At 45.2% G+C, this 25,819-nt stretch carries 23 protein-coding genes; 10 read left to right on the top strand and 13 right to left on the bottom strand.

The features are described 5' to 3' along the window. Positions 1-788 precede the first annotated feature (788 nt). From ACUTVW_RS03375 to ACUTVW_RS03365, 3 genes are all read left to right on the top strand, one after another. Positions 789-1,307 (top strand): LytR/AlgR family response regulator transcription factor, encoded by a 519-nt coding sequence (locus ACUTVW_RS03375; protein ID WP_445644481.1) that lies wholly within the window; start codon positions 789-791, stop codon positions 1,305-1,307. Positions 1,308-1,804: 497 nt separating this feature from the next. Beyond that, positions 1,805-2,332 (top strand): phosphatase PAP2 family protein, encoded by a 528-nt coding sequence (locus ACUTVW_RS03370; protein WP_445644480.1) that lies wholly within the window; start codon positions 1,805-1,807, stop codon positions 2,330-2,332. Positions 2,333-2,383: 51 nt separating this feature from the next. Next, positions 2,384-3,535 carry an MGDG synthase family glycosyltransferase gene (locus ACUTVW_RS03365; protein WP_445644479.1) on the top strand — a complete coding sequence of 384 codons (1,152 nt, stop codon included), beginning with the start codon at positions 2,384-2,386 and terminating at the stop codon, positions 3,533-3,535. A 114-nt stretch (positions 3,536-3,649) separates the two neighbouring features. Here the strand turns inward: ACUTVW_RS03365 and ACUTVW_RS03360 are convergent, their stop codons facing one another. The 3 genes from ACUTVW_RS03360 to ACUTVW_RS03350 all read right to left on the bottom strand — a co-directional run bounded on the left by ACUTVW_RS03360 (position 3,650) and on the right by ACUTVW_RS03350 (position 7,181). Then, positions 3,650-5,200 carry an ABC transporter substrate-binding protein gene (locus ACUTVW_RS03360; RefSeq protein ID WP_445644478.1) on the bottom strand — a complete coding sequence of 517 codons (1,551 nt, stop codon included), beginning with the start codon at positions 5,198-5,200 and terminating at the stop codon, positions 3,650-3,652. A gap of 103 nt (positions 5,201-5,303) precedes the next feature. Next, positions 5,304-6,239, bottom strand: coding sequence for a carbohydrate ABC transporter permease (locus ACUTVW_RS03355; RefSeq protein WP_445644477.1), 936 nt, complete (start codon positions 6,237-6,239; stop codon positions 5,304-5,306). A gap of 36 nt (positions 6,240-6,275) precedes the next feature. Then, positions 6,276-7,181: an ABC transporter permease gene (locus ACUTVW_RS03350; protein ID WP_434752147.1), complete on the bottom strand. Its 906-nt coding sequence runs from the start codon at positions 7,179-7,181 to the stop codon at positions 6,276-6,278. Between the two features lie 411 nt (positions 7,182-7,592). On the opposite strand from ACUTVW_RS03350, the gene ACUTVW_RS03345 reads away from it, so the two are divergent. Beyond that, a complete protein-coding gene (locus ACUTVW_RS03345) occupies positions 7,593-9,851 on the top strand; it encodes an AraC family transcriptional regulator (RefSeq protein ID WP_445644476.1) in 2,259 nt (752 codons plus the stop codon). A gap of 70 nt (positions 9,852-9,921) precedes the next feature. Here the strand turns inward: ACUTVW_RS03345 and trmB are convergent, their stop codons facing one another. Continuing rightward, complete coding sequence (gene trmB / locus ACUTVW_RS03340) at positions 9,922-10,677, bottom strand: tRNA (guanosine(46)-N7)-methyltransferase TrmB (RefSeq protein WP_445644475.1); 756 nt, start codon at positions 10,675-10,677, stop codon at positions 9,922-9,924. 151 nt (positions 10,678-10,828) lie between these two features. After that, positions 10,829-11,029, bottom strand: a complete 201-nt coding sequence (locus tag ACUTVW_RS03335; RefSeq protein WP_434752150.1) for a hypothetical protein — start codon at positions 11,027-11,029, stop codon at positions 10,829-10,831. Between the two features lie 301 nt (positions 11,030-11,330). Between ACUTVW_RS03335 and ACUTVW_RS03330 the strand changes: the two genes are divergently transcribed. The 4 genes from ACUTVW_RS03330 (at position 11,331) to ACUTVW_RS03315 (ending at position 15,095) form a co-directional block, all read left to right on the top strand. After that, on the top strand, positions 11,331-12,284 hold the full coding sequence (locus ACUTVW_RS03330; protein ID WP_445644474.1) for a TIGR01212 family radical SAM protein: 954 nt from the start codon (positions 11,331-11,333) through the stop codon (positions 12,282-12,284). Continuing rightward, a complete protein-coding gene (locus tag ACUTVW_RS03325; RefSeq protein WP_445644473.1) occupies positions 12,285-12,869 on the top strand; it encodes a class I SAM-dependent methyltransferase in 585 nt (194 codons plus the stop codon). Between the two features lie 208 nt (positions 12,870-13,077). Then, positions 13,078-14,058, top strand: coding sequence for a type I phosphomannose isomerase catalytic subunit (locus ACUTVW_RS03320; protein WP_445644472.1), 981 nt, complete (start codon positions 13,078-13,080; stop codon positions 14,056-14,058). A gap of 41 nt (positions 14,059-14,099) precedes the next feature. Then, on the top strand, positions 14,100-15,095 hold the full coding sequence (locus ACUTVW_RS03315) for an alpha/beta fold hydrolase (RefSeq protein WP_445644471.1): 996 nt from the start codon (positions 14,100-14,102) through the stop codon (positions 15,093-15,095). Positions 15,096-15,219: 124 nt separating this feature from the next. On the opposite strand, the gene odhB is transcribed toward ACUTVW_RS03315, so the two are convergent. The 6 genes from odhB to ACUTVW_RS03285 all read right to left on the bottom strand — a co-directional run bounded on the left by odhB (position 15,220) and on the right by ACUTVW_RS03285 (position 22,802). Further along, positions 15,220-16,494 carry a 2-oxoglutarate dehydrogenase complex dihydrolipoyllysine-residue succinyltransferase gene (odhB, locus tag ACUTVW_RS03310; RefSeq protein WP_445644470.1) on the bottom strand — a complete coding sequence of 425 codons (1,275 nt, stop codon included), beginning with the start codon at positions 16,492-16,494 and terminating at the stop codon, positions 15,220-15,222. Between the two features lie 5 nt (positions 16,495-16,499). Continuing rightward, entirely contained in the window at positions 16,500-19,373 is a 2,874-nt protein-coding gene (locus ACUTVW_RS03305) for a 2-oxoglutarate dehydrogenase E1 component (protein ID WP_445644469.1), read from the bottom strand. A 749-nt stretch (positions 19,374-20,122) separates the two neighbouring features. Beyond that, a complete protein-coding gene (locus tag ACUTVW_RS03300; protein WP_445644468.1) occupies positions 20,123-20,608 on the bottom strand; it encodes a GNAT family N-acetyltransferase in 486 nt (161 codons plus the stop codon). Between the two features lie 183 nt (positions 20,609-20,791). Beyond that, a complete protein-coding gene (locus ACUTVW_RS03295; RefSeq protein ID WP_445644467.1) occupies positions 20,792-21,226 on the bottom strand; it encodes a GNAT family N-acetyltransferase in 435 nt (144 codons plus the stop codon). Positions 21,227-21,351: 125 nt separating this feature from the next. Next, positions 21,352-21,834, bottom strand: a complete 483-nt coding sequence (locus tag ACUTVW_RS03290; protein ID WP_445644466.1) for an 8-oxo-dGTP diphosphatase — start codon at positions 21,832-21,834, stop codon at positions 21,352-21,354. A 179-nt stretch (positions 21,835-22,013) separates the two neighbouring features. Then, entirely contained in the window at positions 22,014-22,802 is a 789-nt protein-coding gene (locus tag ACUTVW_RS03285) for a DUF3891 family protein (protein ID WP_445644465.1), read from the bottom strand. A gap of 216 nt (positions 22,803-23,018) precedes the next feature. Here ACUTVW_RS03285 and coaA point away from each other — a divergent pair, with 216 nt between their 5' ends. Continuing rightward, positions 23,019-23,948 carry a type I pantothenate kinase gene (coaA, locus tag ACUTVW_RS03280; RefSeq protein ID WP_445644464.1) on the top strand — a complete coding sequence of 310 codons (930 nt, stop codon included), beginning with the start codon at positions 23,019-23,021 and terminating at the stop codon, positions 23,946-23,948. Positions 23,949-23,976: 28 nt separating this feature from the next. Continuing rightward, complete coding sequence (locus tag ACUTVW_RS03275) at positions 23,977-24,339, top strand: DUF423 domain-containing protein (protein ID WP_445644463.1); 363 nt, start codon at positions 23,977-23,979, stop codon at positions 24,337-24,339. 78 nt (positions 24,340-24,417) lie between these two features. Here ACUTVW_RS03275 and ACUTVW_RS03270 read toward each other — a convergent pair whose 3' ends face one another. Continuing rightward, positions 24,418-24,996, bottom strand: coding sequence for a histidine phosphatase family protein (locus ACUTVW_RS03270; RefSeq protein ID WP_445644462.1), 579 nt, complete (start codon positions 24,994-24,996; stop codon positions 24,418-24,420). A gap of 24 nt (positions 24,997-25,020) precedes the next feature. Continuing rightward, the gene (gene murI, locus ACUTVW_RS03265; RefSeq protein WP_445644461.1) at positions 25,021-25,818 is read right to left on the bottom strand and encodes a glutamate racemase; all 798 of its coding nucleotides are present in this window, start codon (positions 25,816-25,818) and stop codon (positions 25,021-25,023) included. Position 25,819 lies beyond the last annotated feature (1 nt).

Genomic DNA, 25,819 nt, shown 5'->3' with positions numbered 1-25,819 from the left:
CAGTTGGACAAGCATTAGCACATACCATAATAAAAGCCTCCTAATAAAAGTGTTTTAGTTTTTTTTTGCTGGCCAAGCAAAATATGAAATAGCTATGCCATAAATAGTAAAGCAAAATGGCAATTATGAGAATGAATTGAGAGTATAATTCATTTTTTCCAATGTTTTATATGTATAGAATGTATTATATTGTAGAATTATGTCTATTTTTATATCAAATTTTTGTAAGTATCTATCAAATCATATTATTAAATCACAAATTTTGACTTTTTTATCAGTCATCCTTATAATCAATTATGAACATATATATTGAATTTCCCCTTGTTAATTGTTCGTTGTTCAGTCAATGAATTACAAGATTATGCTGATAGTCGTTTACACAAAAATGAATTTATTTGTTATCTGCGCATAATGCTAAGTGGCTTGCTTTGAGAATGATAAATACATAGGCCACGGTGATAATCTCAGATTGACCTGAAAAGGAGATCAAATAAATACTAAAATACTATCCAGATGTAGCTGTATTATCCAAGAAATATTGTTTGAAATTAAACTTGTGTAATAGGGTTAGAAATAACATTAGTCTTCTAAGATCAATAGATCATCTTGAATGCTACATCCAAGATCACAGTTCATGCATTATCATTTATGAAATAACAAAAGAATCAATAACACTTCTTCCTCAAATTATAAAAATCATTAATTTCCAAGAAAATAAAAGAATTAAATTAATAGTACTGGGCGACTATACAGAATTCGAATTCTATAAACAACTTGAATCATGTTTAATGGATTCTCCTGTATCACTGCACTTTTCGAGTCTCAATACTCTGGTAAAATCTATTGAGATTGAGTCAAAACAGCTCTATGAGAACGAACTTGCACAGGTTATGGAGCACGACAAAGATTTTGTAAACTTTATAACCATAAAAAATGAAGGAAAAAAAATGATTCTTCTCGAAAACACTATTAAATATATTGTTAAAAGCGGGAAAACTTTAGCCAATTTACACTTGACCAACAATACGATTTTAACTAGTTCATCCAGTCTCAAAGATATCGTAAATCTTAGCTCTCCCTTTTTATTTCAATGTCATAAGAGCTATCTTGTTAATATCAAATTCATAAAAACGATCTCATCTAATCAATGGGATGGATACGAAATTATTCTTGAAGATGATACTCATCTCCCACTATCAAAAAGTTTTTTTCAACAGTTTAAATTAGCTAGCAACCTACTTAAATCATCCTTAATTAGATTTCAAGTTCCTCTTCATAATGCCTTTATACAATCCAAAACAAGGTAGTTATAACCTCTTATCTAGAATTTATATTGTATGACCAAACAAAACAAAGGATGAGTCAGAGATTGTCTGATTCATTCTTTGTTTTGTTATGTTTTTTATGTTTTTTTCAATTTCTCGACCTTTCAAGACAGTTCCACAGCTCCCATAAATGAGTACCTTTAAATGGTCTGGAAGTGTTCTGGATTTATATTGTTTAATTATGCTAAGATGTGTCTTATTCATATATGCGTCTAACATTGAATCACTGCATAAAACTGTTCTGCCCACACAAAAAACTATGCTTATTGTTTATTCATCCTTTCTTTTACATGAATTTTACGTTCTTTACATGTCTTCTTCTTGAAAAGGACAACATTTAAAAATATGATAAACATATGCCTGAAATAACCTCATGACCTTAAAATACGGTTATATACTAATCAGGTGGAAACCCGGACACGGATAACATCCCGGAAATACTGCCGCCCTTGGGGCGGCCTGACTGGCAGGAGGCCAATATGAGCCGTTTTTTCTTAAAGTTTCAAGAGTACGATCGTAATGTGTTTATGTGGATTAACGGCCGGCTTCATAATCGATTTATGAACTTCTGGCTGTACTATTTCACGCATCTCGGTGGAGCAACTTCTTCAATAGCTGTATCTTTATTGATCTGGTTACTTGCCCCGGCTCCATGGAGCACGACTGGACTGCAGGCCTGTATCGCGCTGGCAGTAAGTCACATTCCTGTAGCCATTGCCAAAAAATTGTATCCTCGCATCCGGCCCTATCTGGCCTTGCCTGATACAAGAACGTTCCGTAATCCTCTGTCGGATCATTCATTCCCGTCGGGGCATACGACCGCTATTTTCTCGGTCACAGTACCCTTCATGGCTACTGAGCCGTTTCTATTGCTAACATTGCTGCCTGTGGCTCTTATTGTCGGTTTCTCTCGAATCTATCTGGGGTTACACTATCCTTCCGATGTTTTGGCAGGAGCCACAATCGGTACTTTAGTCGCACTTGCTACAGTTGCATTATGGACTTAAAGCCGATAATGTTAGACTCAGGAAAACCTAGCAGGAACAGGTGAATGAAGCGTGGAGAAAAAAAGAATTTTACTATTATCTGAAGGTTTTGGTGCAGGCCACACCCAGGCCGCTTATGCATTATCCAGCCATTTACGAAAGCTGTCGCCTAATATCCAGACTAAAGTACTTGAGCTGGGGAGCTTTCTTAATCCCAAAGTAGCACCACTTATTCTTAATGCGTACAAAAAAACGGTGACCAATCAACCGAAACTCGTTGGATACATGTACAAACAGCAATATAAAAAACCATTGAATCGACTGACCACCCTTGCTTTGCACAAATTGTTCTATACGCATACCCGCAGCGTGGTTCGTCAGTTGCATCCCAATGCTATTGTCTGCACCCACCCGATTCCAAGTGCTGTGATATCGCGGTTAAAACGGTTGGGTACTAAGGTTCCGCTATGTAACGTTTTAACCGATTATGACGCACACGGTACATGGATTAGTCCTGAAGTTGATTTGTATCTCGTTTCCTCGGACGAAGTAAAGTCCAAATTGATGCTTCGAGGTGTATCCGTAGATAAAATTAAAGTGACAGGCATCCCGGTTCACCCTAACTTCTGGGAGCACCCTGGACACGATGAAGTTCGCACCCGATTTAATCTGAAAAATATGCCTACTGTACTTGTAATGGGTGGTGGCTGGGGAATGCTTAGTGATAAGGTTGTGCATCAGCTGCTCGCACGCTGGCATGAAGATATCCAGATCATTTTCTGCCTCGGGCGCAATGACAAAATACGGATCAGCATGGAACAGGATCCACTATTCCAACAAAAAAACATTCATATCATCGGATACACGAATGAAGTTGACAAATTAATGGAAGTCTCTGATCTGCTAATTACCAAACCAGGCGGAATGACTTGCAGTGAAGGTTTAGCCAAAGGTATACCGATGCTGTTTCATAATCCTATCCCGGGTCAGGAAGAAGAGAATGTACATTACTTCACAGCCAGAGGATTAGGCGAACGAATTACCTCACTTGATGTGGTTGTAAAATGGCTGAACAAACTGCTTCATCATTATCCTGATGTGGTGCGGAAGCGAAAACGGCATCTGCTCGAAATCGCAAAAGTGCATCCCATGGAAAGCGCCCAGTGTATCATGAATTTGTTGCAGGATATGCACCCTTCATCTTCAGAGGAAACACGTATATGACTTAAAGATCTGAGCATTTCGCTCTCATAACTCTTCTAGCGAATGAAAAAGATGCCTTCGGTTTCGAAGGCATCTTTTTTTCTGTTTTTTAAGCCTGCATATTATCCGCGCTGCTTATTGTATACCGGCAGATTTCAGATACTCCTGCCATTGCTTGGTATACTCCGACTGGATCTTCTCAAGACCTGCTTGTTTTGCTTTTTCCATAAAGGTGTTCAGACCACCCTCTACATCTGCAACAAGGCCTACGTTAAGCGGATACAAGTATTGTTTCTCAACTTGCTCCAGAGCCGCTTTCTCCGCCTGATAAGGAGTCCAATCTTCGGCAAAACCGGTGAAAATATCTGGTTTTTTAATTTTATCAAGCTCTTTGAACATTGTCAGTACTTCATCAAAGCTCTTATCATACAGCATAAACTCCGGATTCCGCCATGCCCAACCATTCATGCCTTCACGAGGGAAGCCATTGCTTTGCGCATCCCCGATCATATGATAATACCCATCTTTCACTTCAAAGTTTTTGCCTTCCACACCATACTCGGTCAGCCAGTTATAACGTTTGTCAGTCACAAGCTTCTCGTAGAATGCCAGTGCTCTTTCTGGATTTTTGCTGCTGCGCGGAATAGCAAAACCGTTATGGATCGGATGAACCGGTTGTGCAAACCCTTTCGCATTCGGATACGGGAAATAACCCAGCTTCCAGTCCGGGTGGGTGGACTGAACTTTGATAACATCAGAATTAAATTTGTTCGGATTCTCCCCTGCGAGAATAACAGCAGCTTTACCATTTTGCAGCAGAGAATTGGATGTATCCTTGACGTTTAGTACGTTTTTCGGGAAAAAGCCTTTATCCATCCAGCGTTTGTATGTTTTCAGATCCTGCAGATGCTGTGGTGAACCCCAATAAGAGGTCACTGTGGATGGTGTATCATACATAATATCCAGACCATATGGAAGCTGACCCGCTGTATTTACCAGCTTGGACGTTAATTGACGAACCCCATGTGTGTGGTTTGCATTGCTGTCTGCAATTGGAATCATGCCCGGTTCGTTTGCCTTGATGCCGTCCAGGTATGATTCCAGCGTTTCCAGCGATTCTGGTTTAGGCAAATTATATTTCTCACGCAAATCTTCGCGGTACGCAATGCCCTCGGTTACATATTCAACCCATGTGGATGGGACTGTGTAGATTTTGTCATTAATCTTAACCGCATTCCACATATCATCCGGAACATGTGATTTCAGCTTCGGTGTCTTCGCCAAAAGTTCATCCAGTGGCAGGAAAGCACCCTTCTTCGCATAGGATTGGTAATTCGTCCAGTCAGCAGTAAAGATCAGGTCGATCGGCTGTCCAGAAGACAGCAGCAGTTTATATTTTTGATCCCAGTCCGTCCAGGAAGTGAAGTTGAATTTTACAGTAGCGTTCAAATCCGCCTCAGCCAGCTTGTTAATTTCGGCTTCGATGACAGGCAAATCTTTGGGAGCATCTCCGAGCATGTAAAATTGCAGGGTTACTTTCTCGCCTTTATTATCGGATGAACCTCCCTTAGTACTACCTTGCGCATTTCCTCCAGAACCGCCGTTACAGGCAGCAAGCACTCCAGCAAACAAGATCAGGGCCAGTATCATAGACAGATGACGAATCCTTTTATTACGCATATGCATCCTCCCTTTTTGTGTTAAACCTTATATATGTTAGCGTAGCCCCGCTATGGATCAGACCCTCGGGTAATTCATGACAGCCTGACGTCCCCAGCGTGTATACGTTCTAACCTTTCACCGCACCAATCGTGAGTCCTTTGACAAAATAACGCTGTACAAACGGATACAGGAACAAGATCGGGCCAGTAACGATAATGGCCATTGCCATCTTCGTCGACTCTGTTGGAACGTCCTGGCTGAGCGTAACGCCCGTACCAATCGCCATCTGGTCAATAAAAGTGATCGTATTCATCGTGTTGTACAGATAAAACTGCAGCTGGTACATATCCGGGTTGTTGATAAACAAAGAGGATGTGAACCAGTCATTCCAGTACCCCAGGGCAAGAAACAATCCAACGGTTGCAATGCCTGGCATCGCCAGTTTTAACACAATACTGAAATAAATCCGGAAATCGTGGGCGCCATCAATCTTCGCCGATTCAATCAATTCATCCGGCACAGCCGAGCGAATGAAGTTTTTCATCAGAATGATCAGAAAGGGTGTCATCAGCCCCGGAAAGATCAGTACGGTGTACGTGTCCGTCAGGTTGAAGTAATTCGCCAGCATAATGTACCAAGGTACAAGTCCCCCGCCAAACAGCGTTGTGAAGTAGATAAAAAAGGAGAACGTATTCCGGTATTTAAAATCTTTGCGCTGAAGAACAAATCCAGCCATAGTGATAAAAAACAAGCCTAGTGTCGTGCCGACTACAGTTGTAAACACGGTTACCCCGTACGCTTTAAGTACCTGGGTTGGGAATTTGAATACCATTTTGTAGCCTTCCAGAGAGAAGTGCGTAGGAAAGAGATGATAACCATCCCGCACGATGGATTCGTTGCTGCTGAATGAACCCGACAAAATAAGCAGGAATGGCAGCAGGCACATTAATGACAAAATAATGATGACACTATAAGCGATCAACTGAAACGCCAGATTAAATTCCGAATCTTTGGCACGGGTATGGGTTCGTACCCGCTTTTGAATCTGCATTGGTGTGCTCATGAATGTTCTCCCTTCCGCGCTACGGGCTTGCTTGATCTAGAACAAGGCGTAGTCTTCATTAATTTTACGGATGATATAGTTGACCGTCATAATCAGGATGAAACCGAATAACGATTGGTACAGGCCCGCTGCTGTTGCCATACCTATATCGAAGGTGACCTTCAAGGAGCGGTACACATACGTGTCAATGATGTCCGTTGCGTTGTACAACACGCCGTTATTTCCGATTAATTGATAGAACAGATCGAATTGTCCTTTCATAATGCTGCCAAGTGAAAATAACAGGAGAATCACAAATGTAGGTTTTAGCATCGGCACCGTAATGTACCAGATTCGCTGGAAGATATTCGCCCCATCAATGCGAGCCGCTTCATAATACTCGTCACTTATTCCCGTTATCGCCGCCAGATAGATGACCATGCTGTACCCGAGATTTTTCCACAGATAAAAAATAATAATCAGAAACACCCAGATCCACGGGGTGTTGTAGATATCAACCGGCCCGGCCTCAAAACGTTTGAGCACGGTGTTCACAAACCCGGATTCATAGTTGAACATATTGTAAGCGATTACACTTAATAGAACAAAGGAGATAAAGTACGGCAGGAACATGACGGACTGAGTAATCTTTTTGAACAGCTTGCCCCGGATTTCACTGAGCAGGATCGCACAGAAGATTGCCAGACCATTTCCTAATATAATGAAAGCCAAATTGTAACCTACGGTGTTCGTGGTCAGTTTCAGCAGCATTCCCGATTGCCAGAGGAATTTGAAGTTTTCCAGTCCGACAAATGGACTTCCAAATAACCCTCCTGCAAAATCATAACTGGTGAATGCGTAGTAAATACCAACCATCGGAAAATACGAGTTAATGAGAAAAAAGATCAGCGTGGGCAGCAGCATCAGAAACATAATTTTGTTTTTGTTCAATTCTTTGAGCATGGCTCGATCCCTCCCAAAATTGTAGCGGCGATGCGTGATACGATGCACCGGTGAAGCTCTAAATTTAGTGTAGACTGCCCACTTCACTTCTGGATACTGAAGCTTCCTGCCGATACATGAACGATACTGCGAAATGAGCTGTGAACAATCTGCACTAATCATGAAATGAACGCATGTACGGTCACAAAAGTTGATATCGTGCATAGCTGAAGTGAGATGAACAATCCCGCGAAAATTGAACTTTATCTAGGGAAAACGAACCAAAATGCTTGTGCAGCATTGATGTAAACGCATACATATTATATAATTCAAGTTACCTTGCTCTTCTTGCTCGCTTCATATGAAGTTCAATTATGTCTTATGAAAAATACATATGTTCACTCAACTCAGGAAGTTCGAGGGGGAAACAGAATGCGCAAACGTTCAGAAGACAGCCAGAAAGTATTCGCGCGGATTCTCATTGGCATTATTATCAGCACAGCGGCAACGCTGCTTGTGGCCTCTGCCATTTTATACGTTAACTATAATCAGATTGCTCTGCGCCAAGTCTACCGTACAGATGTGAACAGCCTCACCCAGACCAGCCGAGAAGTGGCCAAAATGACCGAAAGTGCCAAGTCGCTCTCCTATCAGATTTATCAAGACTACACGATCTCTTCCCTGATGCTCTATTCCAAACCAAGTATTTATCAGATTACCTCTGCCATGGAGCAGCTCGACAACTACCGCATGTCTCTTCCTTTTATTGAATCCATCTATGTATACAACTCCAAAAGCAATGAATTCTTCATCAGTTCCGACGGGGTTCGCAATGGGCAGCAGTCTGTATCTGAGATAGATGATCAAGGGATCAAGCATATTCTTGATCGTTTCCATGACTATAAACCCTTTGTACCCATCCCGCGTACGTATAAGGTCGGCTCAACCGAGGCAAGTGAGGTGAACAGTTACACTTACCTGTGTTACGACACCATTAATGACAACGCGAAGCTGAATTATGCGGTCATCGTAAATATTAAAGATGATTGGCTTAGTCCTAACATGAACGCAGCAGATCAGCCAGGCAAAACGTTTATTGTGAATGAACAAGGAGACTTGTTATCCGATTTAGGGAATCGCCCCCTACTGAGCAATCTCTCTAACGAAACATTCATGCGTCCGATTATGCAGGATACTGAGCATTCCGCTTACTTTACAGAGCAAGTGGACGGGGAAAACTCACTTATCACCTACACCGCTCCAGATAGTCTGGGATGGCGTTACGTGCGGATAACTCCATATGATGTCATTACAGCCGATATTCGCGGTATGCGCACGCACACTCTGCTATTCTGCCTAGGCCTACTGGCTGCAGGTTTGATTCTCTCTTATCTGGTATCCCGGAAGTTGTATCACCCGATCAATAATGTGCTTGAACGCATGCGTGTAATGGAAGCTGAACGGCGGGGCAGTTTACACCTGCTAAGGCAGGACTTTCTACGAGGAGCGCTGCAAGGGCGAGAAACGGTGAGCTGCAATATGCTGGAAGAACGGATGAAGTTCTACGGTTCTCCTGTTGATGTGCATCACTCATCCAGACTGGTTTTACTGCGCATTGACCACTATACGGAATTTTGCGAGACTTACCGGGATGATACTAAACTGGTAAAATACGCGATGATGAACATCTGTACCGAGACAGCAGACCTTCATTACAATACAGAGGCTGTGGATATGGGCGGTGACTTGATTACACTGTTGTTTAATGAAAAATCGGGAAATGATTCTCTTATAAGACACCAGGACTCACATCACATTGAAGAATTGCTTCGTATGATGCAGGCCGCGGTCATGACGCATTTGAAATGCTCTATCTCCTGTACACTGGGGTCCGAGGAAAACTCGCTTGAGGAATGTATTGAAGGTTATGCACGCTCCGGTGAAGCTTCACTTCACCGCTTGTTCATGGGACCTGGATGTCTAATTCATACCTCGAATATTATGGCGTATCAGAGCAAGGAGTACACTTTCCCCGCAGGCAAAGAAAGACAGCTTGTGGATTGCTTGATGACAGGCAAGACCGAGGAAGCCAAGCAACTCTACGCAGAGATTGTGAGTGAGACCGTGACATATCCGTTCAACGTGTTTCAACTCGCTTTGTCACATCTGACAATGACCCTTAATCACGTACGTAACACCCTCAAGAAGAACAATCAACTTACACTGGATTCTGTATCAGGAAGTTTGATGCTTCCAGTGAAAAATGCTGAGGATATTAGCGAGGTGCATGAACATTTTTATCGCATGTTTGATGAACTCGGTTCCAAAGTAGAGGAAAAACGTACACTCAAGCACGAGGAACTCATTCAAAGAGTCAACGATATTGTTGAACGGGACTATGCTGACCCAAATCTGTGCCTGACCTCTATTGCTGAGGAACTAAGTATGTCACCCATTTACGTCAGCAGGCTGTATAAACAACTCACGTTGAGAGGGCTTACAGATGTGATCAATGAGACACGCATTGCCAAAGCGCAACACATGCTCGTACAGACTGAAAATTCCGTTGCGGATATTGCCGAGAGAACCGGCTTTACGAATAGCTCTTATTTTTATCGAATGTTTAAAAAGTTAAACGGGGTTACTCCCAATGATTATCGCCGAAAAAAGATTCATTCCGACCCTCTCTGACGGGAGCTTTAAAAGAAAAGAGCGGTATCCGAAAGCCTAACATCCGCCTTCAGATATCGCTCTTTTTTTATTATGCTTCGTCCTGATCTTCACCAGACTCGTCTGCCGCTTCACGCACTTTGTACTTATCCAGACGCATTTCGTTATATTCTCGCAAAGCCTCTTCCCCAACAATCACTTCGACCCGATGAATGTTCATGCCTTTACCCATGAATTTTTGTTCATACTCGGTCATGACATGCTCTTCATTCAAACCGTCACGGTGCAAATTCAAAGACAGATTGGTCATCTGCAAGCCGAAGTCAGCAATAGAGTTCAGGGAGAACTCAAACAGCGTCTCTGAATCTGTTTTAAAATGAATCTGTCCTTTCGGATTCAGCAATCCGATATATTTTTTCAAGAAACGTGGATGAGTCAACCGGCGGCGTGCATGTTTCGCTTTTGGCCAGGGATCACTGAAATTCAAATAAATGCGCTCCAGTTCCTGCGGTTCGAATACCTCTTCGATCTGTTCAATGTTGGCCAGCGCCAGCTTCAGATTCGGAGGTGTCTCCACCTCAGCCTGACTCCAAGCATTACGCGCTTTCTCACTGGCACGACGGACGAGCTCATCATACATATCAAATCCGATGAAATTGTACTCCGGATATTTATAACTCATCTGACTGATGAATTGTCCTTTACCCATGCCAAATTCGACAAAGATCGGATGATCGTTGCCAAACAGCTCGGCCCATTTACCTTTGTATTGCTTTGGCTCCAGTACAACAAGATCCTCTTGCTGCTCCAGATTTTCTCTAATCCCTTTTCTACCACGTAAACGCATTTTATTCCTCCGTTTGTCTATACTTGTCTTAAACTTATTTTGCCGAAGAACTGACAAATTGTAAAGAGCAATGAAAAAGGAATCTCCGGACCTGCCACGTTGGGCAAATCTCAAAGATTCCCTTTTCGATTTATTTGGAATTGGGGTCCAACTACTTTAGTAGTTCATAGTCTACCTTATCTTGGTGTGAAAAATCAAATGTCTTTTCGAAAGCATCACGAACTTTTTGTCTTGCAGCCGCTTTCACTTTTGGATTTCCATTAAAACGAACGCCTGTTAAAGCCAGCGCCTCTTCTGCAGTCAGTTCAACGGACACATGATGGAATTCATTATCTTTAACTTGGGAATTCATTCATATCACCTCACGGTATAGTATGATCCATGACGTCGACATTCATTCAAATGCCACGATGATAACTACTCACTGGATGGTGTCTGACGCTGATTTAAATATAACATAAGGTGTAAACTGTATCAAGTGAAAAACGTTGATTTGACGGCCTTTTTTTCGTTTTTATTCCCCTTTTTTTCGAATTTTTGATACAATAAGTGACGAAAACCGCACAGCGCTTGTACATCTGCTCAGTTAAGATATTACCGTACGAAATACGTATGCATATAAAGACATAGACCTTAGAAGGAGTACCTTGAAAATGAATGCACCCGCTTTACAACCTCCCCTCATGTGGGGGGATAAACGATTCCATACCTGGAATTACGAAATGCGCGATCAATTTAATAACAAAGTCTTCAAAGTGATGCTGGACGCCGGATTCACTTGCCCCAACCGGGATGGCTCCATTGCCAAAGGCGGCTGCACCTTCTGCAGTGCACGAGGTTCAGGCGATTTTGCGGGCAGCAGACGTGAAGACCTCGTAAGCCAGTTCAATACGATTCGAGACAGGCAGCATCTGAAGTGGCCTTCTGCACACTATATCGGTTACTTCCAGGCGTACACCAACACCTATGCACCCGTCGATGAGTTGCGCGAATATTTTGAAGAAATTTTGCAACAACCTGGTGTTGTCGGTTTATCTATTGCTACTCGCCCAGACTGTTTACCAGATGATGTGGTGGAGTATTTGGCAGAGCTTAATGAGCGCACCTACTTATGGGTAGAGATGGGTCTACAGACGATCCATGACTCCACTTCGATTCTGATCAACCGTGCACATGATACGAAGTGTTATGAAGAAGCGGTAGACAAGCTGCGCAAACACAATATTCGAGTCTGTACACACATTATCTATGGCTTGCCACAAGAGACACACGAAATGATGCTGGATACAGGTCGTGCGGTAGCCAATATGGATGTACAGGGCATTAAAATTCATCTGCTCCATCTAATGCGCAAAACGCCAATGGTGAAGCAATATGAAGCCGGTTTGCTTCGATTCCTTGAGCAAGATGAATATATCAAATTGATCGTGGATACCCTCGAGATGCTCCCGCCCGAAATGATTGTACATCGTCTTACAGGAGACGCCCCGCGTGACCTGCTTATTGGACCCATGTGGTCATTGAACAAATGGGAAGTTCTGAATTCCATTGACCGGGAGCTGCGTGAAAGGGATACCTGGCAGGGTAAGTATTGGAGGGAAGTCTAAATGGGTTTTCTATCGGTTCTAAGTTGTGCACATCAATGGGTCGGTTCCCGGCTCCAGCCAGGAGATTGTGCAGTCGACGCTACGGTAGGTACAGGCGCTGATACATTGTTTTTGGCTCAACAGGTGGGACCTCGTGGTCATGTGATCGGATTTGATATCCAGAGCGAGGCACTGACACTGGCCCAGAGCCGGATTCGTAAACATTCTGAAGGCAGCAAGCTCGGCTCTATATCCATGCTGGAATTAAGCCATGCACGGATGGCAGAAGCCGTACCTGACGTCTGGATTGGCAGGGTCGGAGCCGTCATGTTTAATCTGGGATACTTACCTGCTGAAGGTGCGAACACTTCTGTCATTACCGAGACGGCAAGTACAATTACAGCACTTGAGGCTGCTACAACGTTATTGCGTCCCCGCGGCATTATTACAGTCGTTCTGTATCCCGGTCATGACGGGGGAGCTCAGGAAGCTGAAGCTGTGTCAACCTGGGCTGCTGCTTTGCCTGTCGAACAAGCACAAGTTGTGATGTACCGCCAGATGCAACGCGAAACTTCACCTTATCTAATCGGTATTGAGAAAAAATAAAAAACAATTTCCTTTGTTCCCCAAATGAAATACACTGGACACATTCACTGGACGAGCCTCTCCGGCTTCCTCCATGTCACTGTGTTCCATATAAGCTATTGCAAACGTATACACTTGTTATCGCTTCATCTTCATGTGCCAGCCGTTTTGGGCCGCCCGGAACTGGTTAAATCGATTCACCATTTCATATACTAGAGGAGAGATATCCATGTCTACGCCTTACCCATTACAATTCCAACCCGAATTCAAAGAACGTGTATGGGGAGGTCGCGCGCTGGAGCAATTCGGCCTGACGCCCCCCGAAGGACATATTGGTGAAGGCTGGATGATCGCAGATCATGCCAATGGCACAACCAAGGTACTGAACGGTCCACTCGCTGGCAAAGGACTTGACGAGGTACGTGAACAGCTCGGAACAGCCTGGCTTGGAACCAAAGGTGTTTCGGAAAAAGGCGGACGTTTTCCTCTGCTGATTAAATTGCTGGACTGTAACGATGATTTGTCCGTTCAGGTACATCCTACTGATGATTACGCTGCTCTTCCTCCGGGCGAACTGGGTAAAACGGAGATGTGGTACGTGCTTGATGCCGAGCCCGGCGCTCATATTATCTACGGCCTTAATGAAGGTGTAGATCGAGACGTGTTGAAGCATGCGTTGGAAAAAGGCACCGTGATGGATACCCTCCGTCAAGTACCCGTGGAGGTTGGGGATACATTCTTTATCCCTGCTGGAACAGTGCATGCTCTATGCGCAGGCGTTGTCGTGGCCGAAATCCAGCAAAATTCGGATACAACGTACCGGATCTACGATTACAACCGTCCCGGACTGGACGGCAAACCGCGTGAACTGCATGTGGAAGATTCCTTGAATGTCACTGCATATGAAGGCGCCGGGGCCACAACGATGAAAACCGGCAATGCAGTGGCTGGTGAATGGCTACAGCTCGCATCTTGCCCTTACTTTGTTGTAGAGAAAGGCGTGGTAACGGATCGTTGGGAGTTATCAACTACACCAGACAGCTTTACCATTCTTGTCGTATGTGAAGGCGAAGGTACACTTGAATGGAATGGAGCTGAAGCGGGCGAGCATCTGACATTGAAAGCGGGTCAATGTTATCTCCTGCCTGCTAATCTGGGTGCCTATACACTGAACGGAAATACAACCGTTCTTCGATCCTATCTTCCTTAAGCTTTAGTTACCGATAACCTGTGAAGGAGGAATTACACGAGATGCAGGAATCTACCTTTGCGTTGATCGCCGATGAAGGTACCCGTATTCATGTGTACCGCTGGCTTCCCGATTCGGACGAACACATTCAAGGCATTGTGCAGATTGCACACGGAATGGGCGAGACGGCAGCGCGTTATGCCGAATTTGCGGGTTATCTCACCAAGCACGGGTATGCCGTGTATGCCAATGACCATCGAGGTCATGGCAAAACTGTAGAGAACACCGAGTTACTGGGCGATGCAGGGGTGGACGCATTCCGCTGGATGGCTAGTGATATCGTCGATTTGGGCGAAGTGGCAGCCGAGGAGCACCCTGGAGTTCCCCTGTTTCTCATGGGACACAGCATGGGATCTTTTTTAGTACAGTACCTCATGTACACCGGACATGAAAGGTACCACGCTTTTATGTTGTCCGGTACCAACGGCAAACGAGGACTGCTTCGGTTTGGAGAAAAACTTGCTTTGTTACAGTGCGGCATTCAAGGTGACCATCATCGAAGCCTGCTGCTAAATGCCATTGTATTTGGCGGATTTAACCGTGCCTTTCGGCCAGTAACAACCCCCTTTGACTGGTTGTCCCGTGACCATCAGGAGGTGCAGCGGTTTATTGAGGACCCGATGTGTGGAGCGATATGCACAGCTGGTTTTTTTCGGGATTTTTTTAAATTGTTACTCCAAATTCATCTTCCGCAGAATATGGAGCGTATTCCCAAACACAAGCCGGTTTTTCTATTCTCAGGTGAACTCGATCCTGTCGGGCTTCGGGGCAAAGGCGTACTTAACCTTTACTCCCAGTATCAGAAGCTTGGACTGAAAGACGTGCAATATCGTCTTTATCCTGGAGGCCGCCATGAGATGCTGCACGAGACAAATCGTACAGAAGTGGCACGAGATGTCCTGAACTGGTTGAAATGCCACATGCCAAATACTGATCAAAATGGTGAACTACTCCATGATCGGAAAGATACAGCCCACTCCATCCAGAGTTCAGGTTGATCCAATTACAAAAAAATCCCCTGATCGGCGCAGTACAAACTGTGCTTGATCAGGGGATTTTGTTCTATCGCGAAATCTTAAATCTCATAGGTATGAAATAGTCCATTGCAGACATTAAAACTCATTAACCTTCAATCAGCAAGGATTCTGGATCTTCAAGCAATTCTTTTACCGTTACCAGGAATCGTACGGCTTCGCTTCCATCAATAATCCGGTGATCGTATGACAAAGCGATATACATCATTGGACGGTTTTCCATCCGCTCAGCATCAATCGCTACTGGGCGAAGCTGAATTTTGTGCATCCCGAGAATACCTACTTGTGGAGTATTCAGGATTGGTGTAGACAGCAGGGAACCAAATGTTCCGCCATTGGTAATGGTAAATGTACCACCTTGCAGGTCAGACAATGCCAGCGTATTGGAACGGGCTTTGGACGCAAGGTCTGCAATGCTTTTCTCGATTTCGGCAAAGCCCAGACGGTCAGCATCCCGCACAACCGGAACAACCAGACCTTCTTTAGCGGATACCGCAATACCGATATCATAGAATTTCTTGAGCACAACATCTTCGCCATCAATCTCTGCGTTAACCGTTGGGAACTTTTTCAGTGCACCAACAACCGCTTTGGTGAAGAAAGACATGAAACCCAGGTTGATATCATGCTTCTCTTTGAACTTGTCCTTGCGACGTTTACGAACGTCCATAATCGCTGTCATGTCAACCTCATTAAAGGTTGTTAACATGGCTGCAGTCTGCTGCGCTTCAACCAGACGTTTGGCAATGGTTGCACGGCGGCGGGACATACGCTGACGCTCTACCGGCTTCGCAGACGTTGTGCCGCCGGCTGCTGGAGCGCTAGGCGCTGAAGCAGGAGCTTTGGCAGCAGGTGGCGCCGCTGGAGCAGACGGCTGACTGCCATGGCTTTTCACATCATCCTGATACACTCGGCCAATCGGATCTTTGCTCTGCACTTGATCCAATTCGATCCCACGCTCACGAGCAAGCTTGCGTGCAGAAGGAGACGCTGTTTTGTTGCTGTCGGACGACTCTGGTGGTGCCGCAACAGCAGCTGGCGCTACTGGAGCTTCCGGAGCTGGTGCAGAAGCGGGCTTGGATTCAGCCGCTGCCGGTTCGGAAGCAGCCGGAGCGCTTCCTCCCCCTGCTCCAGCCGAAAGTGTACCGATCGTTTCACCGATAACTACCGTCTCGCCTTCTTGACGAATGATTTTTTCGAGTACGCCATTCTCTTCAGCACTGATCTCGATGTTGACTTTATCTGTCTCCAGTTCAAGTAGAACATCGCCTTGGTTGACGGTGTCTCCCTCTTTAACCATCCATCTGGATACCGTTCCTTCAGTTATTGATTCACCCATTGCAGGTACTTTAATTTCACTCACAGCTGTTACCTCCCCAGTGGAATATTATTCTTCGCCGTTTGTTTCAACGCTGCTGTAATAATCAATTGCTGCTCCATGCTATGCACAAGCTGATAACCGCTGGAAGGACTCGCATGTTCCGGACGGCCTTCATACTTCACTGTAGTGCCTTCAGGCGCGATTTCGCGAAGACGAGGCTCCATATACGTCCAGGCACCCATGTTTTTGTTTTCTTCCTGCACCCATACCAGCTCTTTTAATTGGCTGAAACGTGCGAGTACACGTTTGATCTCTTCCGCCGGGAACGGATAAAGCTGCTCGACACGAATGATATGAAGCCAGGACAAGTCACCCTTATCCTTCTCAATCGCATCTTCCAGATCAATGGCAACTTTACCACTGCACAAAATAATTCGTTCTACCCGATCCGGTTTCGTACCCAGACCCGGCTGCTCCAGCACAAGTTCAAATTTACCTTCACTGAATTCCACAGCTGGCGACGCAACACGCGGATTACGGATCAAACTCTTAGGAGACATCATGACGAGCGGACGAGCATCTTCAGTCTCGGTTAACGAAGCTTGACGACGCAACAGGTGGAAGTACTGTGAAGCACTCGACAGATTCACCACCGTCATATTGTCTTCGGCGCACAGTTGCAGGAAACGTTCCAGGCGCGCGCTTGTGTGTTCTGGCCCTTGTCCTTCGTTTGCGTGTGGAAGCAACATAACCAGGCTCGATTTTTGAGACCATTTTGCACGTCCTGCTGATATGAACTGGTCAAAAATAACCTGTGCACAGTTCGCAAAATCACCGAATTGTGCTTCCCAGATCACGAGTGTATCTGGTGAGTATACGTTGTATCCATATTCGAACCCAACGACAGATTCTTCAGACAGCGGACTGTTATAGATGGCAAACGACGCTTTCGCCTGTGGCAGATGATGCAACGGACAGAATTTATCACCATTTTTCGCGTCATGCAGGACAAGGTTACGGTGCGCGAAGGTTGCGCGCTCTGCATCCTGACCACTGATACGAATTGGCTTGCCGTCTGCCAGAATGGTTGCAAATGCCAGCGTTTCGGCAAGGCTCCAGTCGACTTTCTCTCCGTCATTCAGAGCTGTATTCCGGCGTTGCAAAATCCGTTGCAATTTGGGATAAACATTGAAGGTTTCCGGCCATTTCAAAAGATCGGCATTAATGCTACGCAATTGCTCCAGTGGCACCGCTGTTGGCGTGATTGTAACTGCCTCGGACTCACTGATGTTGCGTTGGTAGTACTCATGCACTTCATTTTTCTTCATCTGGTCATAAGCTTCTTTCAGGCGATCTGCTACACCATCGCGTACGCTTGCGATAGATGCATCATCAATGACAGATTCCTTCTTAAGCATTTCCTGATACAGATGACTTACTGTTGGGTGGTTCTTCACCTTGTCATACACGAGCGGTTGTGTAGTTTCAGGGTCATCGGTCTCGTTATGACCATAACGGCGATATCCAATCAGGTCGATCAGGAAGTCCTTTTTGAAACGGTTGCGATACTCTGCTGCCATGCGGATAGCCGCAATACAAGCTTCAGGGTTATCTGCGTTTACATGTACAATCGGAATCTCGTAACCTTTGGCAAGGTCACTTGCATAATAAGTTGAACGTGAATCGCTGCTATCGGTAGTGAAACCAAGACGGTTGTTCACGATAATATGAATCGTTCCGCCATTTTGGTAACCGGGCAATGCTTTGAAGTTCAGCGTTTCAGCCACAATGCCTTCACCTGGGAAAGCCGCATCCCCGTGCATCAGAATCGTTGCTGCCTTCGTTACATCCTGCTTCGGATAACCTGGTTCACGGCGGTCATCCTGAGCTGCGCGTGCGAAACCTTGCACAACCGGATTGACATATTCCAGATGGCTCGGGTTGTTCGCAAGTGTCAGGCGAGCCTGCACAGTCTCCCCGTCTTTTACAAAACGGTTGGCGCCCATATGATATTTGACATCCCCCGTCCATCCATAGTTGATTCCTGTTGAACCTTCGGATGGAACCAAGTCTTTGTTCGGGGCATGATGGAATTCAGAGAAAATTTTGCTGTACGGCTTGCCCAGTACGTGAGCGAGAACGTTCAAACGTCCACGGTGAGCCATACCCATCAGAATGTGACTGGAGCCTGCTTCTGTCATAAGGCGGACTGCTTCATCCAGCATGGGTACAAGCACATCATTACCCTCGATGGAGAAACGCTTCTGTCCAACAAACGTTTTGTGCAGGAAATCTTCGAATTGTTCAGCTTCAACCAAACGTTCCAACAGCGCCGTACGTTCTTGCTGTGTAAGCGGAGCCGGGGATGTGCGGGATTCCGCACGGCGATTCAGCCACTCACGTTCCTGTACTTCATGTACATGACTGAATTCGTAAGCAATCGGTCCTGTATAAATCTGACGAAGACGTTGAATAGCATCCCAGCCCGTTGTTGTCTGACCGTCTGCACCTTCCCAGATCAGAGAGGCAGGCAATGCTTTCAAATCTTCCTCGTTTAATTGAAAATGTTTTGGCTCCAGCAATGATGTATCTGTAGCTTCACTGATTCCAAGTGGATCAATATCCGCAGCCAGGTGGCCGTACGTACGGATGTTCCATACGAGCTTGCCCGCTGTAACCGCTTTCTGCAAAAGTTGGATATCTACGCTTCCGGATGCAGTTTGGGCATTACCGGAATTCGAAAGAGCGTCTGCACCTCTGCCAGACATCGGCGGTGCGCCCCATTGTTCAAACAATTCACGATATGCCGGTGTAACTGCACCCGGGTCTTGAGTGAATAATTCATACTGTTCTTGTACGTATCCCATATTGGGACCATAGTAACTCTCCCAGGGTTTCATGTTGCCTTTCTCGATCGTCATCGACGTTCCCTCCGTCTTGATTTTGTCATAGGGTTTGACGGAAATCATTGAATAAGCCGTAATTCGCGTTCGTTCAACATTTTAAGCGAAATTTTTCATGAAGTCCAATGTTCATGCTGTTCGTGGTAATAACGTTGTTCCGACGCTCCGTCAAAGGTTTGTCTGCGTTTTCAAAATCAAAGTAAAACAATGATTAGTCTACCGTCGCACAGATGTCGAAAAATGTCCTGATCCGTTCGAAGGTTATACGTTCTTCTCCAATTACAGAGAAGTTCGTGTTCTAATATCTATTCTATAAACTTTTACGCTCAGGAGCATTTCCTATTTTTAGCTCGATTGATGCATAAATTAGATGAATCGAATAATTGGTGCAATTCAGGGCAAGCCACGAACGCCGGATTTCTTCAAATCCAGATCTGATTTCCGTATAAACCTCCTTAATAAGAATTGTGGTCCATTCTGTCCAAAAACAAACCGTGCATTTAAACATTAACCAATTGGCATGTTATTCAACAAAAATTTGGATTTTTCCAGGGAGAATCCTGATACTTCATCACCCCATACTACATAGAATAAAGCCGCTCGAATCAAAACTTCCGGCGGCTTCTTTACGCTCTGTCCTATTTTCCTCCTGGGACAGATTGATCATGTGCATTTTTGCAAACGGGTTTAACTCCACTCCAACACTTTCAATTGCTCCGTTGTGAACCGCATTGCTCCTAGCGAGTCTTCTTCATCCGTTTCCGCCTCTACTTCTCCTCCTCATCTGTTACAGCATTTAGATCAACGGCAAGACGAATCATATCCACACAGCGAACACCATCCTCGATGATCTCTTCCTCATAATGCCTTACAAAAAAATCCCGATCCACGCCGGTAATCCGAAAACCACAGCGCTGGTACAATTTCAATTGATGAAAACTGGAATTCCCCGTTCCGATCTCCAACATACGACAACCAAGTCTTCTCGCAGCCTCCATGGCTTCCTTAATCATGTGTTTGCCAACACCCTGTCCTTGCAGTTCCTCTTGTACGGCGATGTTCACAATCTCTGCTGTCTCCGGACGAGTTTTGAGTAATACAAACTCTCCTACCATTTCGCCTTCATACTCCGCTATAAAACAAACGCCTCTGCTGAGGTATTCGTCCACAATCGTTTTTGAAGGATCTGCCATCAGCAAAAGTTCATACGGTTTTTCTTCATCCCAGTCCAATATTCGGAACGACAAGTTCATGCCAATCCCCACCTTTTCACATCCAAATTATTCTTTCCATGCCTTTTGCAGAAGCCTATGTATGGCAAATCTACAAATTACTCATTCTGAACTACTCATTCTGAAGCTCCCCAGTTACCCGAGGTGCCTGATGTGTCTGTTATTCCTGATTTTTCTGCTGTTTCTGCTGTTCTGCAATCTATGTTAGTCGTTCTGTTTGTTGCCTATGTGTCCTGCTTGATTGGAATAATGGCGAACGGACATGCCCGTTGACCTCTGCATCGAATGTTTTTCATAAAATGTCTGGATTTCCGGATCACACAGAAGATCAATCATATATAGTCCCTGGAGACGATGAAGCATGCGTTGCATAAGCGTACTGCCAATCCCTTGACCCTTATACTCCGGCAATACTTCCAGTAAAGGAATGTATGCACTGAGTACGCCATCCGATATGGCTTGAATAAAACCCACCACATTCCCTGTCTGCTCATCGACAGCCAGCTCAATCGCATACGACCGCTCTAACAATTTGAGAAACGTTGAAGTGGATGGCGGGTTCGGCCAACCGTCAAAAAAACCTCCACTTAATTGCTCACAGTCCATTCCCGCCAGCGTATCCCGAAAACCAATTCCCACATCTGCACCTCCAAAACAAAGTAAACTTCATTATATCATAATATCTGGAACTAAATATATAGATATGGATACGATCTAATCGTTCCTATTCAGACAGCTTAAATGCTCTATGGCCATGTCACGCCCTAATCCGTGTATGTCTTGAAGGTTTCTTGCAGGGTTCGTCCGCTCGACTTCTCCCAAACAACACTTCGTTCAAATGTACCTGAGTTAAAAAAACGCGGGAACCGCTCTGCAAACCAGTCCTGCATCGGCAAATCCAATGCCTGGTTCAAGGATACCCAGATTAACTCCCCCTCTGGCGGATCAGTAAGAAGTTTGCCTTCGTATGACGTAGCCAAATAGTTAAACACCATGTATCTTAACCCTTGTTCAGGATCACAGAACTCATCGAGCCCTTTGTACATAATTTCCTTCACAACAAGCCCTGTCTCTTCACAAACTTCACGAATGGCCCCGTCCACGATACTTTCGGGAAATTCCACTTTCCCTCCAGGTGCAATGTATCCCGGGAACCCCTTGTGATTCGGACGGTTCATCAGCAAAACCTGATCGGTAACTTTGTTCCATACCATACACATCGTATAAATCTCAACCTGATGATTCATGTTCAGCCTCCCAAGATGCGCTTATCTCTCGTTTCACTAAGATTTCTGGAAATCATCCGATTATTCCTGCTAGACTTTTTCCACATCAAAAACGGACGCCCGTAATATCAGATGCCCGCTTGAATGATCATGTATATATGCCGTATCACCTGAACTACATGGGTATGCATAGCTCTAGCTCAGGATAACTCTGTTATCCATACACTGCGTTTCTTCCAATTAGCCCGGCGATATGCCTGTAACATTCCAAATTTGCGGATGCTGGCCTTGGGCAACACTTTATAAGACATCGTGACTTCGAAATCCTCATCAAATGGGAAAAAGGATAACGCTACCTTCTCGCCTGATGCCCACTCGACTTGGATATTTGTACTTGGACAGGTATCGAAGCCACAGCCGAGCCCTTCTGCAAAAAAATCATAACGTGCCGTAGGTGTACCTGGCTCCTCCATACATAAAAAGAGACTGAGTTGATCGCAGAACAACATGATCTCTACATCGTTCTTCAGCCGCTGTTCCAGCTCTGCGGCATCACCGCCAAGTTCTTGCTTCCAGTGTTCCTGCTTTTTCTGCTCTTCGAGCAGGTATTCCCGGATGTCGTCATCATCCTCCGGACTTGCTCCAAGCGTTTTCTGAAACAGTTCTGTATACATCAGACTACACAGTAAACCCGCATATGAATTTTGCTGTCTAACTTCTTCAATTCCCTTGCGGTAGAACACAAAACGCGGACGCAACGGAAAATCACGAAAGGAGTACGGAATCTGACTATAATCGTTCCATAGCGGTGCAGCGTCCAACTCAATCCAGCCCCGGTCATGCTCCTTCGCAGCAAAAATCAATTCATCCCGATGTGATCCAAGGGGAAGCCACTCTTTTTTCCAATGAGCGGCCATGTCTCCAGCGACAATTCCATGCTCATGCTGTGCGGTCAAAACAAAATCATGCTCTCTCTCATATACGATCATTTGCTGTCACCCTTCCGCATGGTATACGTTGACTTTAACATAAATTGGGTTACACTTTCTTATAGGCCATTATACACACCGCGTTTAGCTGCTTTACATCCTGTATACATAACGGTCATCCTAAAACAGAGCATGTAAAGGTGTTGTCAGTTCGCTGAAATTTGGTACACTAATGATTGTGTCTTCGATTACATTACATACAGAAAGCGGGATCTCATGAATTTATACTCACCTTACATCGAGTTTAACCGCCAAGAATGGGCTGGACTCAAAGAACATCAGACCACTCTTCCGCTGAGAGAAGCTGAACTGGAACAGTTAAAGGGCTTGAACGAAGAAGTATCCATTCAGGAAGTCGAGGATGTTTATCTGCCCCTTACCCACTTCATTGACTTATATGCCAGAGCTTCACGGGAGCTTGACCAGCTAACGGCCTCTTTTATGAAAAAGGAAGCACTTCATACCCCCTATATTATCGGGATCGGGGGCAGTGTTGCCGTGGGAAAAAGTACAGCAGCCCGGCTGATCCAGGCTTTACTCGCCAGAGGCAAGAACAAACCGAAGGTCGATCTGGTCACCACGGATGGCTTTTTATATCCAAATGCGGTGTTACAAGAGAAAGGCATCATGAACCGCAAAGGTTTTCCCGAAAGCTATGATATCAAATCTCTCATTAAATTCATGGGCGATGTGAAATCAGGCAAGCCTGAGGTTAAAGCACCTGTTTATTCACATCTGGCTTACGATGTAATTAAAGGTGAAGAGAAAACAATCCGCCAGCCGGACATTTTGATTATTGAAGGCATCAACGTGCTACAAGTGAAGCGGGAGACGCCTTTACTGGTTAGTGATTTCTTTGATTTTTCCATCTACATTGATGCAGAGGAGGAGCACATCCGGCACTGGTACGTTGAACGTTTCAAACTGCTTCGTCAGACTGCTTTCCAGAACAAGGATTCCTTCTTCCATCAGCGATTCGCCAATATTAACGAAGAGGAAACCATTGAGACGGCCAACCAGATCTGGCAAGACATTAACGCGAAAAATCTGCATGAAAACATTTTGCCAACCAAAGGACGTGCACGGTTAATTCTGAAAAAAGAAGCTGATCACTCCATTCAACAGATTCAATTACGCAAGTTATAAATTACCCTTATAAAGGAGAGAAAACGACATGCAAACGCTGGTAGTTCTCGGCAGTATTATGATGTTTCTGGCCGTTGCACTAGGCGCCTTCGGGGCACACGCGCTCAAACGTAAGTTATCCGCTGACATGATCAAAATCTATGAAACCGGTGTTCAGTATCATATTGCTCACGGACTCGGCATCATCCTACTTGGATTGTTCGCAGATCGGCTAACTTCCTCATCCCTTGTCATAACAGCGGGCTGGCTCTTATTTGCCGGAATTATTCTGTTCTCCGGAAGCCTCTATACACTAAGCATTACAGGTATCCGCAAGTGGGGAGCCGTGACACCCATAGGTGGTGTAGCCTTCCTCGCCGGCTGGATTACCTTGCTGTTCGCAGCACTGTAAGAAGAAAGAGAGCCATTTTCATCGATCTTACAGAGTGTTCCAGCTGAACGAACGTGATGCTAGAGCGCTCTTTTTCATTCACTCCATCCACAGTCTGGATATAGTGAACTTATGCCCCTCCTCTTGGGAACTTCCTTCTTCTGACGAGTCCTGCGCCCGTCTCAAAATATATACATCCGGATTGGAAAGCTTAGCCCACTCGGAGTAACCAAAAGAAGAATCATAATGACGAATGATTAATGATAACAGATTACCATGTGTGATAACCGCTCCATGGGTTTCTGGTCTGCTCCAACATTCCCCCAGCAATGCCAAACCTCTGGAAGCCGCGGTTCGAGACGATTCTCCGCCCTCTGCGGCCCAATCTTCATCCTCATATGTACGTTTCAGCACATCCATCCAGTTCGGCAGATTCTGTGTACTCAGCACCCTTTCCTGCAAGCGTTCATCCGTATGAATGTGCTGCTGTATTGCCGCGCCTAAAGGCACGGCCGTTTGCACCGCCCTTTTCCATGGACTGGATACAATATAGGAAATTGGGTGACTGGACAGCATTTCTGCCAATTTCTCAGCCTGTCTGTATCCCTCATCCGTCAGACTCGCGTATGGCTCCTGTCCTTCGGCTTTTGCGTGACGAATCAGAACAATGGACTCCATTGCTAACACCTCCGGTGGTATGGTCTACAATGATCTTTCTTTGAGATATTGAAGTGCTATACGCATTTTATCCTGATCTTCCGTTCGGCCTGATGAACTGAAAAAGGACACGTTCCCTTCCTGATCCAGCTTAATACTTTCAGATTGCTGTTGTACACCAAGTCCAAGCCGCTGCTGCAAGTGATTTACCGTCCCTTGGCTACCATCAAGGATCTGAATATGATTCGGCAACATCTTACGTAAGATGGGTGTATAGAACGGATAATGCGTACAGCCCATGACCACCGTCCCGTATTGTTCCAGATCCAGGTCGGCCAGCTTGGAGCGGAAGTATGCTGTTATTTTGACCGGATCAAACTCCAGCTGCTCACACCACTCCACCAGTTCAGGGAGCGCGAAGGAATCAACCCGGTGCTCATCATCCACACGTGACACCAGTTCGTTATACTTCGTTTGACTCAGTGTCAGAGCCGTAGCAAACACAAGCACGCGCTTATCGTTATCCCGGTTCATCTCAACAGCCGGTTTCACCGCCGGCTCCATACCGATGATCGGAATGCCATACATGGAACGAAGAGCATTAACGGCCAGGCTTGTTGCTGTATTACACGCGATTACAATCGCGTCTGCCCCTTCTCGAACAATAGCATCCGCGCAGGCAAAAATATAACGACGGACTTCGTCCGCAGACTTGGTTCCATAAGGAACGTGCAATGTATCTGCGTAATAGATATAGGACTCTTCCGGAAACTGCTGCAAAGCGGTATGCAGTACCGTTAATCCACCGATGCCTGAATCAAAAAAAGCAATGTTTTTCGTCAAA

It is taken from the genome of Paenibacillus sp. TSA_86.1, from assembly GCF_052691815.1.
Note: the sequence above shows the minus strand (reverse complement) of the source record. Positions and strands in the feature narration are given on the sequence as shown.